Below are 12,922 nucleotides of genomic sequence, written 5' to 3' on the forward strand. Positions count from 1 at the left end.
GTGTCCGAAGTGAATCCGGTCGGCAACGGATTCGACGACATTGGCCCATGGCCGGTGCCGAGACAGGGGTCGAGAATGGGGAGCACTCCATCGCTGGTCGGAGGTAAGGACCATGGGTGTCATCGAGGCGCACGCAGTTACCAAGCGGTACCAATCCACACTCGCACTCGATCGTCTCGAACTCGACATCGAGGCGGGGGAGATCTACGGCTTCCTCGGCCCCAACGGCGCGGGCAAGACGACGACGATCCGGCTCCTACTGGGCCTGCATCGTCCGACCTCGGGCACGGTGCGCATTGCGGGCCGGGACGCGTGGGCCGATCCGGTCGCCGCGCACCGGCATTGTGCGTACGTCGCCTCGGAAGCGTTGCTGTGGCCGTCACTGACGGGCGCGGAAACCTTCGAATACCTGGAGAATCTGCGCGGCGGCTGCGATCGTGCATACCGCGACCGGCTGATCGAGCGCTTCGATTTCGATCCTGACAAGAAGATTCGCGCGCTGTCGAAGGGCAACCGGCAGAAGGTGCAGCTGGTGGCGGCGTTCGCGACCCGCGCCGAGATCCTTGTTCTCGACGAACCCACCTCCGGGTTGGATCCTTTGATGGAGGCCGCTTTTCGCGAGACCGTCGGTGAAGCTCGCGACTGCGGGCAGACGGTATTCCTGTCCTCGCACGTGCTCAGCGAGGTGGAGGCCCTGTGCGACCGGATCGGCATTCTGCGGGCGGGCCGGCTCATCGATGAGGGCACCCTGGCGCAGCTGCGGCACCTGTCGGCGCGGACGGTGGAGGTGAGCTTCGCGCGGGACGGCGTCGATATCGCTCCGCTGCGCGCGGTCGCCGGGGTCGAGGTGGTCGATGCGATGGATCACCATGTGGCACTGGAGGTCCGCGGTGAGATGGGACCGCTGCTGGCAGCACTGACCGGGCTGCCGGTGACGACGATCGACAGCCGGGAACCGAGCTTGGAGGAGATCTTCCTGGTCCATTATCACGATGGCGCGGGCGGCCCTACCCGGAACGGCCGGGCCGGGAGCACAGCGGAGGCACCTCGATGAACCTCGAGGCGGTGCACGGCTTCGTCGTCATGGTGCGAGCACGATTGCGCGCCAACCGGATGTCGCTGGCGGTGATGACGGTTTTGATGGCGGTGTTCTGCACGGCCGCGCTGCAAACCTATGTGGTGGCGTTTCCGAATCAGGCGACCCGGACCACGATGCTGGCACCGCTGACGAACAATGGTGCGCTGCGCGCGCTGTACGGGTACCCCTACGACATCGCCTCGCCCGCCGGCTGGGTGGCGTGGCGCAGCATGACCAGCGTCGGGATCATCATGGCCATGTGGGCGGTGATCATCACGACCGGTGCGTTGCGCGGGGAGGAAGACGCGGGCCGAGGCGATCTGGTGCTCAGCGGCGGACAGTCCCGGCGGCGCTGGTTCGCGGCGGCGCTCACGGCCACGGCCGTCGAGACTTTCGTGATCATGGTGGTGACCGTGTCCGTGCTCGCCGCGGTCGGGGTGCCGCAGCATCTGCTCAGTGCCGCCAACACTTGCGAGCTCGGGCTGCAGCTCGCATTGCCCGCGCTGCTGTTCGCCGCGGTTGGCGCGTTGACCGCGCAACTGGCCGCCACCGTGCGTGGCGCGCGGTTGCTCGCGGCGGGAATTCTGGTCGCGGCCTTGATTATCCGCATGCCCGCCGACATCGGTGCGGGCATTCCGTGGCTGCGATGGCTGACGCCCCTGGGCTGGTTCGAGGAACTGCGCCCACCGGCCGCGCCGCCGCTGCTCACGCTGGCGGCGATTGCCGCCGGAACGGCTGTGCCAGTGGCGATTTCCGCGTACCTGCTGCGGATCCGAGATATCGGCCGGGGCGTGCTCGGGGCCCGGGACAGCAGACCGCCACGGCGACTCCTGCTCGGCTCGGCGTGGCAAGCCGCCCTGCGTGAGGAGATTCCGCAGCTGAGTTTCTGGTTCGCCGGGACCATCGCCTACACCCTGCTGATGGGCGGCCTGGTCAAGACCATTCTCGACTTCATGCAGCGCACCCCGGTCTTCACACAGTTCTTCGGTCGCCAGATCGCCGTCGACGGCTTTGTCGCCACGCTCTTTTCGCTGGTCCAGTTGCTGGCCGCGCTCTTGGCGGTGACCTTGGTCGTGGCGGCCCGCAGCGAGGAATCGGCGGGCCGGTTGGAAGTCGTGCTGGCCATGCCGCACTCCCGGCTCCGATGGTTGTCCGGCCGCGCCGTGCTGGCGGGGTCCTTGGCGGCCGGTTTGACGCTGGTCGCATCGGTGGGCATCTGGACCGGCGCGGCGCTCACCGGCGAACGCCTTCGATTCGGTTCCCTCCTGGCGGCGTCGGCGAACAGCCTCCCGCTCATCGTGACCACCGTGGGCGCCGCGACCGCGGTGCTGGCGCTTGCACCCCGAGCCGTCTCCTTCATGCACGCCCTGGTCGCCACGGCATTCCTCTGGGACTCCGTGGGCACCGCACTCAAAGCCCCGGCCTGGTCGCTGGAAGTCTCGCCGTTCCACGCCCTCGCCCGCATGCCCCTGCAGCACTTCGCCGTCTCGCCCGCCCTCGTGCTCACCACGCTCGGCCTGGGGCTGTTCGCGCTGGCGCTGCTCATCTTCCGCCGCCGCGATCTAGCGCTCGCCTGACGACCGGGCGGCGACAGCTGCTCGTTTCCGGATCAGCCGCCTTGTCAGTGGCGTTGGCGTTTACCGTGTTCGGCCGGTCGCTGGACCAACCCGGGGCCGCACGCTGACGGTGTCCTTGCGATCAGCCGGGTCGCGACGGCTGCGGCTCCCCACGTCGGAGGAACGGTTCCCTGGTTACCAGCCCTCGCACGACTCGGCGTCGGTGCGGCGCAGCACCTGGCCGGGGCGGGTGCCGGAACGGTAGACGGTGATGCCCTTCGCGCCGGCCTGCCAGGCGCGCTGGAAGGCCCGGCGTACATCGTCGGGGGTTGCGGATTCGGGGAGGTTGACCGTCTTCGAGACGGCGGCGTCGGTGTGGCGTTGGACGGCGGCCTGCATCCGGATGTGCCAGATCGGCTCGATTTCGTGTGCGGTGACAAATGTACGGCGAAGCTCATCCGGCAAGCCGATAGCGCCGGAAGCTGTTCCGGTAGAGAGGATTTCGTCTTCCAGGACGGTGGACCACGCCCCTGCGGCCGTGGCGCGTGCCCGGAACAGGGGATCGATATGCGGGAAGTCGCGTCCGAGGATATGCCGGGTGTAGGCGAGCCCGTAGAGGGGTTCGATGCCGGCGGAGGTGCCTGCGATCAGCGAGATGGTGCCGGTGGGTACGATCGAGGTGACCTGCGCGTGGCGCATGGGGGACCCGGTGGCCCACCGGCTGTGGGGGAACAGCGGGAACGGGCCGCGCTCGGCGGCCAGTTGCCGTGAGGCGGCGTGCGCCCAGCGGGCGATGCGCGCCATGAGCCCGCCGGTGAACCGGACGGCGTCGGTGCTGTCGTACGGGAGACCCAGGGCGGCAAGCATTTCCGCGAGGCCCATGACCCCGAGGCCGATCTTGCGGGTGGCACGCGCGGCGGCGGCCAGTTCGGGCACGGGATACTCGGACACGTCGAGCACGTCGTCGAGGAAGCGGACCGCGATCGCGACAACCTGTGCGAGCCTCTGTTCGTCGAGTCCCTCGCCGGTGACGAAGCGTGCGAGATTCACCGATCCGAGCGTGCAGGACTCGTACGGTGCCAGCGGTACCTCGCCGCACGGGTTGGTGGCCCGCAGCGCGCCCAGCTCCGGTACCGGGTTGGCGCGGTTGACCGCGTCGAGGAACAGCAGGCCCGGTTCGCCTCCGTGCCAGGCGGATTCGGCGATCCGATCGAACAACTCGCGAGCCCGGACCTCCCGGACGAGGCGGCCGGAATGCGGATCGATGAGCCGATGCGCGCGATCCTGGTCCGCGGCGTGCAGAAACTCGTCGGTGACCGCCACCGACAGGTTGAACGTGGGCAGGGCCTCCCGGTCGGATTTGGCCGCGACGAACTCCTCGATGTCGGGGTGATGCGCGTCGAGTACCGCCATATTGGCCGCCCGGCGGCGCCCGCCCAGCCGGACCACCTGTGCCGCAGCGTTGTAGAGGCCGATGAACGACACCGGTCCGCTGGCGGTGCCGCCACTCGCGGTGCGTGCGCCGCGCGGGCGTAGTTCGGAGAACGAGTATCCGGCACCCGCCCCGCTCCGGTGCAGCAATGCGGCGGTACGCAGGGTGGCGAAGATGGACTCGAGCGAATCGGCGACAAGGAGAACGAAGCAGCCCGAGAGCACGCCGAGCGAGGTCCCGGCGTTCATGAGAGTCGGCGAGTTGGGCAGGAATTCGCGGGCACGCAGCACCGCGGAGAAGCGCTCGGACCAGAGAGCCGATTCTCCCGGTCGATATTCGTCCTCGGCGCGGGCGACATGGGCCGCCACGCGATCCATCATGCCGCCGGGGGTTTCGCGGACGACGCCGGCATCGTCGCGAAGTAGGTAGCGCCCGGCGAGCACGGCCTGAGCCGCCGGATCGAGCCCGAGATCGTCGACCACGGCATGCGGGTTCCCGGCTCGGAGATCGCTCATTGCGTGACGATCCGGGGCAAAATCGTTGCCGTATCGCGGGATACGACCTCGGTTCCGGGCGGGTCCGGGACCACCAGCACCGGGCAGGGCGCGTGGCGGACGAGATCCTGGGTGATGCTGCCCAGACGCGCCGTACGGGCGGACTCGGGATCATGCCCGATCACGACCAATTGCGCAGTGGCGCCGAGGCGTTCGACCGCGGTGGCGGCATCGCCGACCACCGTGACGGGCCGCACGTCCACATCGGGGAAGTCGCGTCGACACTGCCGCAGCTGGGCGTCGGGGACGACCGAAGTCGCCGCGTGGTGATCGGGCGGAAGCCCCGACCACATCGCGTAGTCGGGTGGTGACGCCCACTGCCGCCCCTGCCATACCCGCGCCACGGTGACATCCGTGCCGCGGTCCCGTGCCGCGCGGAACCCGGCGAGCAGGGCCGCACGGGCGGTGTACCAGGTGCCGACCACGACCAGGATCGAACCGTGCTCGGTTGCGGGCCGTCTGACCAGCGCGACCGGGCAGCAGGCATCCCTGGTCACCGCCAGCGCGGTGGATCCCAGCACCATGTGCGAGAGAAACCCGACGTCCCGGGCGCCCAGCGCGATGAGCATCGCTGACCGCGAGAGCTCGACGAGCACACGATCGGCCTGCCCTCGCAGCACGGCGGTGCTGATCTCGAGCGGGTCCGCATCCTGACCAGCGGGGTGCCGCGCGAGGACCGCGGAGCGCGCGTCCTCGAGTGCCGCGTGGGCCTCCCGGTGCCGCTGCCCGCCCGGCCGGAATGCGGGCTTGTCGATCGCGGGCACGGTCGAGACCAATCGCAGTGGGGCATGCCGGGCGATGGCCTCGGCCGCGGCCCACTCGGCGGCGTGCACCGCCACGCGGGAGCCGTCGATGCCGACGACGACCGGATCGGGTTCAGCGGTCACCGCGGTGGGGATGTTCGTCTCCATATAGCCAGGGTTCGCCGCGTCGCTCCCGTCGGCTAGAGACCGCGCACCTGGGATCGCGGGACCAAAGTCACCGGCGAAAGGACAACCGTCCCCGGCAGCGACGACTCGATGCCCTACAGAACCGGTGGTCTGGAGCGTGAAATCTAGTGTGTCAGAACAGTTTACCTCTCGTAAGGAGGGATCATGAGCCTGCTGCCCGTACATCGTCGGCGCGGTTCGCTGCTGCCCGACCTCGCCGAGCTGTGGAACGCCATGGCGGCGCCCGCCGTCCCGATGTTCGGCACCCACCTGATGCGCGTCGAGGACACCGTCGAGGAGGGGCGTTACCTGGTGCGCGCCGAGATTCCCGGTGTGGACCCGGCCAAGGACATCGAGGTGTCCGTGCACCAGGGGGAGCTGACCATCAAGGCCGAGCGGACCGAGAAGCACGAGGAGAAGGGACATTCGGAGTTCACCTACGGCTCCTTCGTCCGCACTGTCGTACTGCCGCCGGGGGCTCAAGAGGAAGGCATCGACGCGAGTTACGCCAAGGGCATCCTGACCGTCAGTGTTCCGCTCGGTGAGCCCGAATCGCCCATCAAGACAGTCGAAGTCAAGTCCGCGGAGTGACATCCGGGCCCCGCGAACCGGACGGGCCCACACCCGAGAGAAGGCGGCCGATGCCGATCGTGACCTTGACCATGAATCCCGCGATCGACATCGCCGCCGGTGCGGACCGCATCCGGCCGACCTCCAAGACCCGCTGCACGCCACCGCGATTCGATCCCGGTGGCGGCGGAATCAACGCCGCGCGCACCATCGCGGCTCTCGGCGAGCCGGTGACCGCAATTTTCCCGGCGGGCGGCCCATCGGGGCGGCAGCTCGAGGACCTGGTCCGTGACGCCGGAGTCCCGATGCGATCGATCCCGATCGCCGGCCATACCCGGGAGAACCTCGCGGTCACCGACAACGAAACCGGCGACCAGTTCCGATTCGTGTTTCCGGGACCCCGGGTGACCGCGCCGGAGCTGCATCTCTGCCTGAGTGAAATCGAACGCGCGGCAGTCGGTTCCCGCTATGTGGTCGCAAGCGGCAGTCTGCCGCCGGGCGTCCCGGACGACCTCTATCAGGTTCTCGCCGACCTGCTGCGCGACCTGGGTGTCCCGCTGATCCTGGATACGTCGGGCGCAGCGCTGCGCGCGGTCCGGCGCGGGGTCCTGCTCCTGAAACCGAGTGTGCGCGAGCTCGCCGAGCTCACCGGTCACCCGCTGCCCGACCGCAAGTCGCAATTCGCGGCCGCGCGGGAGCTCATCCTGGCGGGAGTCTGCGAGATCGTGGTCGTGTCGCTGGGGGCGGGCGGCGCGCTGGCGGTGACCCGCCACGACGACGAGTGGTTCCCGTCGCTCGAGGTGACCGTCCGCAGCGGCATCGGAGCCGGCGACGCCATGGTGGGCGCCATGACGGTCGGCCTGTCACGCGGCTACCCACTCGATGACGCGGTGCGGCTGGGCATCGCCGCCGCCACCGCCGCCCTGACCACGCCGGGCACCCGGCCCGGCCATCCCGCCCGCATCGCCGAGCTGTACCAGCAAGAACCTGAGACCCGGCCGAGCTGCTTCGCACCGGCCGGCTCGGGCAGCCCCGAAACGCCTGTTTCACAGAGGAGGACGTGATGACACACGAGGACTACGACGATCCGTACCAATTGGCCTCGGCCGGTGTCGTGGTCGGAGTGGACGGATCGCTCGGATCGGAGCTCGCCCTGCGCTGGGCCGCGAGCTATGCCGCCGAGCGCCGCCGGGAGCTCCAGATCGTGCACGCCCTCGATCTGGGCGGAGTCAGCAGTTCCGGAGGCCCCTCCGGCGTGGTGCCGCCATCGGTGGTCGACGCGGCGCGGGCCCGGGGGCAGCAGCTCGTTCGCGAGGCCGAGGAGATGGCGCTGCGGATCGAACCCGGATTGCGGACCGCGACACGGCTTTCGGTGACCAATGCGAGCAGACTGCTGGTGGAGCTGAGCGCGACCGCCTACGCGGTAGTGCTCGGAGCGACCGGAAACGCCGGGACATTCATCCACCTGGGATCCACGCTGTTCGCCGTCACGTCCCATGCCCACAGTCCCGTGATCGTGGTGCGACCGGATCCGGATGCGCACGACACCCTCCGCGAGTCCGGACCGGTCGTCGTCGGCGTCGACGGCAGCCCGGTCAGCGAGGCCGCCATCGCCATGGCCTTCGCCGAAGCCGCCGAACGCCGCGCCGACCTGGTCGCCGTACATGTCTGGAGCGATTGGGATTTCGGCGAATACCTCGGTGACCGAGCCCCCGCTGACCTCGTCCAGGTGGACGGACTCGAGGACGCTCTCCTGACCGAACGACTCGCGGGCTTCCAGGAGAAATATCCGGACGTGCAGGTGACCCGCCGCATTTATGTGTCCGCCCCGGCCGAGAAGCTGCAAGGGTGGTCGAAACACGCGCAACTGGTCGTGGTCGGCAACCGCGGCCGTGGTGGTTTCACCGGCATGCTCCTGGGTTCCACGACGCACACGCTGGTGCAGCACGCCCATTGCCCGATCATGGTTGTCCGTCCCGCGGAGTGAGCCGAGTAGCCGCTGAATCAGGAGACGTCATGGAAGAGAATGCTTTTCCCGCAACGAGTTTCGGGGATTCGGATCACGATGATCTGGGGATCGTCGTCGGCACGGATGGGTCCGAGATCTCCTATCAGGCGGTGATGTGGGCGGCCGTCGAAGCCGATATGCGAGGCTGCCCGCTGCATATCGTCACCTCGTACGCGAACCCGATCGTGGCGGGGGCGACGGAACAGAACCCCCACGACAGGCGTGACCTGAGGCAGCGAGGACAGCAGGTGCTCGCCGACGCCGCGCGTATCGCCGCCCACGCCGTGCCGGGGGCGAGCCTGCACATCAGGACCGAACTGATCTTCGGCATGATCATCGGCGCGCTGATCGAGCGCTCTCGGCGGGCGCGGCTGCTGGTGGTCGGCAATCGGGGGCTCGGTGCGATCGGCCGGGCTGTGCTGGGGTCGGTGAGTACCGTGCTGGCCCGGCAGGCGCACTGTCCGGTCGCGGTCGTGCACGGTGTTTCGGAGGCGGACCCAGCGTCGGCGTCGAAACCGGTGGTGGTCGGGGTGGACGGATCGGCGAACAGCGTGCCGGCCATCGAGCTCGCCTTCGGGGAGGCGTCGCGGCGCAAGGTCGAGCTGATCGCGGTGCAGGCGTGGAGTGACACGGGTGGCTTCGATTTGCCCGTGATGGGGTGGGATGCGATCCGCAGGACCCAGGATGTGCTGCTGGAAGCCGCGCTCGCCGGCTACGCCGAGCGTTGTCCGGAGGTCACCGTGCACCGGGTCGTGTCCTCCGATACGCCGGTGCGTGCGCTGCTGGAGCAGGCCGAGAACGCGCAGCTCGTGGTGGTCGGCAGCCATGGCCGGGGCGGATTCGCCGGGATGGGGCTGGGCTCGGTGAGCACCGCGCTGCTGCATCTGGCGCAGTGCCCGGTCCTGGTGGTCCGTCAGCCATCGCAAACCCGGGCCGAAGAACCCGCCGGACAGTGACTTTCGGCCGTCACCGGCGGCCTGTCACACGGGCCATGCTGAGTGAGGGCACGAGAATTCCGAGGAAGGACAGGCGATGTCGACTCTCCCCGATCACGACACCATCCGCGCCGCCGTGGCGCTGGCGGTGCGTGCGCCGTCGGTGCACAACACCCAGCCGTGGCTGTGGCGGGTCGGCGACACCACGGTGCACCTCTACGCCGACGACAGCCGCCGGCTGCCCTACACCGACCCGGACAGCCGGGAGCTGGTGGTGAGTTGCGGTGCGGCACTGCATCATCTGCGCGTGGCATTGCGCGCGGTCGGCTGGGAAACGGTCGTGCACCGGTTCCCGAACCCCGCCGAGCCGAGACATCTCGCCGCCCTGGAACTCCACCACGCCGAGCCCGACGCTTCCGCTACGCGTCTGGCGCGCGCTATTGCGCGGCGGCGCAGCGACCGTCGCCGGTTCACCTCGTGGGAGGTGCCGCCCGCGCAGGTATCCGCGGTCGTCGCCGCGGGCTCGGCAGTACCGGGAGTGCAGGTCCGCGAGATCGACACGACCGGGGAGCACGCCCGACTGATGCGCGCTTTCGTCGACGCCGCGACCGCCCACCGCGGTGACGCCGGCTACAACGCCGAGCTGGCGGAATGGAGCGGTCACCACGCCAGCGCGCAGGGCGTACCCGCGCGCAACGCGGTGGTCTCGTCGGATGCGACGGTCCGGCCGTTCGGCGACCCCCGCCTGCCCGAGGCGGTCGTGAGTGACACCGAGGAGGCCGCGCGAATGCTGTTGGTGTGTACCGCGTCGGATGATCTGTGGGGCTGGCTGCGCGCCGGCGAGGTGGCGAGTGCGGTATTGCTCGAGGCCACCGCGCGGGGGCTGGCCACCTGCGCGCTGAGCGAACCCCTCGAAGTCACCGGTGTGCGGACCCGGATCCGCCGGGATCTGCTGGGCGACTTCGGTTATCCGCAGCTGATCATCCGGATGGGCTGGGCGGCGACCAGCGCCGCGCCGGTACCCGCCACACCCCGGCTCCCGCTCGAGGACGTCGTTCGTCCGCTCGAATCCCTGAGCCTGTCGGGTGAGCAATAGCGAAGACACGAGTGTCAGGAGCGAACAAATGACTGAAGACCTTGCCCCGCAGGTGGATCCGAATCCACCGATCGTCGTCGCCGTGGACGGCTCGGCCGTCTCCTACCAGGCGGTGGCCTGGGGGTCGCTGGATGCCGCGCGGCACGGAGCCCCCTTGCACATCGTCACATCGATCTGCGCGCCGACCGGGCTGCCGCCGACCGCCGTGCTCGAGGCCCCCGATATCGCGTCGCTCGAACTGGACGGCGAACGCATCGTGGGTGAGGCGACTCGCATCGCGTCCGAGACGCTGCCCGGCGAAGGGGTCGAGATGTCCTCGGAAGTCACCGAGGAGCCGATCATCTCGCGCTTGATCGACCTGTCGCGGGACGCCCGGATGGTTGTGCTCGGCAGTCGCGGACTCGGTGCGCTCCGGCGCGGGCTGCTGGGGTCGGTCGCCACGGCGGTGACCCACCACTCGCACTGTCCGGTCGCCGTTATCCATACGACCGCGGCCGCGGATCCGGTGTCGGCGGGGCAGCCGGTGCTGGTCGGCGTCGACGGCACCCCGAACAGCGTTGCGGCGCTGGAACTCGCGTTCGAGGAGGCGTCGCTGCGCAAGACCGGCCTGACCGCTCTGCACGCCTGGAGCGACGTCAGCGGACCCTACCTGCCGATGTCGGGGTGGGAGACCGTGGAGGAGCAGGAGCGGGCGACCTTCGGCGAGGAGATGGCCGGATACACCGAACGTTATCCCGATGTCGCGGTGCGGCGAATCCTGGTGAAGGATCGTCCGGTTCGGTCGATGCTGGACGAATCCGAACACTCGCAGCTGGTGGTTGTCGGCAGCCACGGACGCGGTGGCTTCACCGGCATGCTCCTGGGCTCCACCAGCAACGCCCTGCTGCACAGCGTCGACTGCCCGATTGTCATCGTGCGTGGTAAGTGACCGGATCACTCGGCGGCCGCCGGTTCACCCCAGCGGCACCGCCCAGTGCAGCAAGGTCCCCGCTCCCTCGGGGTTGCGGCCGAAGGAAAAGGTTCCGCCCATCTCCTCGGCCCGGCGCTCCAGGTTGTGCAGCCCACTCGGGGTGATGTTCTCGGGGATCCCGCAGCCGTCGTCGGCGACCAGCACGGTCAGATCGTCGGAGACGTCGATGGTCACCGAAACGGTCGCGGCCCCGGCGTGTCGCACCGCATTGGAAACCGCTTCGCGCACCACGGCTTCGGCATTGTCGGCGAGTTCGGCCGCCACCACCGACAGCGGCCCGGTGATGCGCAACGACGTGCGCAGGCCGGTATCGGCGGTGTGCGTGCGGATCACCTCCTCGATCCGCTGCCGCAGCCGGGTGCTGCTCGCCGCGCCGCCGTGCAGGTCGAAGATCGAGGTGCGGATCTCCTGGACCACGTCCTGCAATTCGTTGATGACGTCCGAGATCCGGTCGCGCACTTCGGCCGAACGCGCGCGGGCGACGGTGCCCTGCAGGCTCAGACCGGCCGCGAAGAGCCGCTGGATGACGTGGTCGTGCAGGTCGCGGGCGATGCGGTCGCGATCGGTCAGCACGTCGAGTTCGCGCATGCGCTGCTGGGCTTCCGCCAGCTGGATCGCCAGCGCGGCCTGATCGGTGAAAGCGCCTGCCAGTTCCTGTAATTCGTCCGCGAACGGGGGAGCGCCGGCCGGGCGGACCATGACCAGCACGCCGAAGGTCGACTCCTGGGCGTTGAGCGGCAGAATCAGCGCGGGTCCGGCGTCGAGCGCGGTGTCGAGGCCGAGATCGTCGCAGTCGCCGAGGCGCAGGGCCACACCCTGGCGGAATGCTCGCCCGATCGCCGTCCCGGATGTGCGGACCATTCCGGTGTGATCGTGACCGTTCGGCCCTGCGCACTTGCTGATCCGCAGCCCCTCGGCGTCACTGTGGTTGCTGTCGGGTTCGTCGTCGACGGCGAGGAACGCCCATTCGGATTCGGTGAGCGTGCGCGCGTGCGTGACCATGTGGGCGAGAACCTTGTCGGGATCGGTTCCGGCCAGGAATTCGGTGGCGATGTCTCGGGTGGCTTCGATCCAGGCTTGGCGGGTGCGGGTGGACTGGTAGAGCCGGGCGTTGTCGATCGCGGTCCCGGCGGCCGCGGCGAGGGCCTGCACGATGACCTCGTCGTCCTCGGTGAAGGGTTGCCCGCCGGACTTCTCGGTGAGGTACAGGTTGCCGAAGATCTCGTCGCGGATCCGGACGGGCACGCCGAGGAAGGTCCGCATCGGTGGATGGTGGTCCGGAAAACCGACCGACGAGGGATGATCGGCGATGTTGTCCAGGCGGATCGGCTTGGGCTGGCTGATCAGCAGACCCAGCACGCCGCGGCCCTCCGGCAGATCGCCGATCCGGGCGCGCGTCTCCGCGTCGATGCCCTCGTAGATGAACTGTTCGAGCTGATCGTCCGCGCGGACGCCGAGCGCACCGTAGCGGGCGTCGACGAGGCTGATGGCGGTGTGCACGATGGTGCGCAGGGTTTGATCCAGATCGAGGCCCGAGGTCACCGAGAGCATCGCCTCGACCAGGCCGTCCATGCGGTCGCGAGCGTCGATGATCTGTTCGACACGGTCCTTGACCTCGGTGAGCAATTCCCGCAGCCGCAGCTGGGAGAGGGTGTCACGTACCGAGTAGGAGCCGTCGGGCTCAACGGTCATCTCGTGTTTTCCTGTACTCGTGTCGGGCGAGCGCGACCTGTTCTGTTACGGCTGTTTCATTTTAGGCGCGCGCCCGACGACGATAGTGCAGGTGAGTGGACG

The 12,922-nt window shown here is 69.0% G+C and carries 11 protein-coding genes; 8 read left to right on the forward strand and 3 right to left on the reverse strand.

Going from position 1 to position 12,922, the window contains the following annotated elements:
- The first annotated feature begins 112 nt into the window (after positions 1–112).
- Positions 113–1,054 (forward strand): ATP-binding cassette domain-containing protein, encoded by a 942-nt coding sequence (locus ACFXHE_RS31460; RefSeq protein ID WP_379388077.1) that lies wholly within the window; start codon positions 113–115, stop codon positions 1,052–1,054.
- Entirely contained in the window at positions 1,051–2,655 is a 1,605-nt protein-coding gene (locus ACFXHE_RS31465; RefSeq protein WP_379388078.1) for a hypothetical protein, read from the forward strand. The genes ACFXHE_RS31460 and ACFXHE_RS31465 overlap by 4 nt, the downstream gene beginning before the upstream one ends.
- 174 nt (positions 2,656–2,829) lie before the next feature.
- Here the strand turns inward: ACFXHE_RS31465 and ACFXHE_RS31470 are convergent, their stop codons facing one another.
- Positions 2,830–4,581, reverse strand: a complete 1,752-nt coding sequence (locus ACFXHE_RS31470; protein WP_379388080.1) for an adenosylcobalamin-dependent ribonucleoside-diphosphate reductase — start codon at positions 4,579–4,581, stop codon at positions 2,830–2,832.
- Positions 4,578–5,531 (reverse strand): universal stress protein, encoded by a 954-nt coding sequence (locus ACFXHE_RS31475; RefSeq protein ID WP_379388082.1) that lies wholly within the window; start codon positions 5,529–5,531, stop codon positions 4,578–4,580. The genes ACFXHE_RS31470 and ACFXHE_RS31475 overlap by 4 nt, the downstream gene beginning before the upstream one ends.
- 183 nt (positions 5,532–5,714) lie before the next feature.
- On the opposite strand from ACFXHE_RS31475, the gene ACFXHE_RS31480 reads away from it, so the two are divergent.
- The 6 genes from ACFXHE_RS31480 to ACFXHE_RS31505 all read left to right on the forward strand — a co-directional run bounded on the left by ACFXHE_RS31480 (position 5,715) and on the right by ACFXHE_RS31505 (position 11,086).
- Positions 5,715–6,140, forward strand: coding sequence for an Hsp20/alpha crystallin family protein (locus ACFXHE_RS31480; RefSeq protein WP_379388083.1), 426 nt, complete (start codon positions 5,715–5,717; stop codon positions 6,138–6,140).
- Positions 6,141–6,190: 50 nt separating this feature from the next.
- Positions 6,191–7,183 carry a 1-phosphofructokinase family hexose kinase gene (locus ACFXHE_RS31485; protein WP_379388085.1) on the forward strand — a complete coding sequence of 331 codons (993 nt, stop codon included), beginning with the start codon at positions 6,191–6,193 and terminating at the stop codon, positions 7,181–7,183.
- Entirely contained in the window at positions 7,183–8,106 is a 924-nt protein-coding gene (locus ACFXHE_RS31490) for a universal stress protein (protein ID WP_379388086.1), read from the forward strand. The genes ACFXHE_RS31485 and ACFXHE_RS31490 overlap by 1 nt, the downstream gene beginning before the upstream one ends.
- A gap of 29 nt (positions 8,107–8,135) precedes the next feature.
- Entirely contained in the window at positions 8,136–9,083 is a 948-nt protein-coding gene (locus ACFXHE_RS31495) for a universal stress protein (RefSeq protein WP_379388087.1), read from the forward strand.
- Positions 9,084–9,159: 76 nt separating this feature from the next.
- Entirely contained in the window at positions 9,160–10,158 is a 999-nt protein-coding gene (locus ACFXHE_RS31500) for an Acg family FMN-binding oxidoreductase (RefSeq protein ID WP_379388089.1), read from the forward strand.
- Between the two features lie 28 nt (positions 10,159–10,186).
- Positions 10,187–11,086, forward strand: a complete 900-nt coding sequence (locus tag ACFXHE_RS31505; RefSeq protein ID WP_379388091.1) for a universal stress protein — start codon at positions 10,187–10,189, stop codon at positions 11,084–11,086.
- 24 nt (positions 11,087–11,110) lie between these two features.
- On the opposite strand, the gene ACFXHE_RS31510 is transcribed toward ACFXHE_RS31505, so the two are convergent.
- The gene (locus ACFXHE_RS31510) at positions 11,111–12,820 is read right to left on the reverse strand and encodes a GAF domain-containing sensor histidine kinase (RefSeq protein WP_379388093.1); all 1,710 of its coding nucleotides are present in this window, start codon (positions 12,818–12,820) and stop codon (positions 11,111–11,113) included.
- Between the last annotated feature and the right edge of the window lie 102 nt (positions 12,821–12,922).

Source organism: Nocardia sp. NPDC059229, assembly GCF_042754165.1.
GTDB lineage: Bacteria > Actinomycetota > Actinomycetes > Mycobacteriales > Mycobacteriaceae > Nocardia.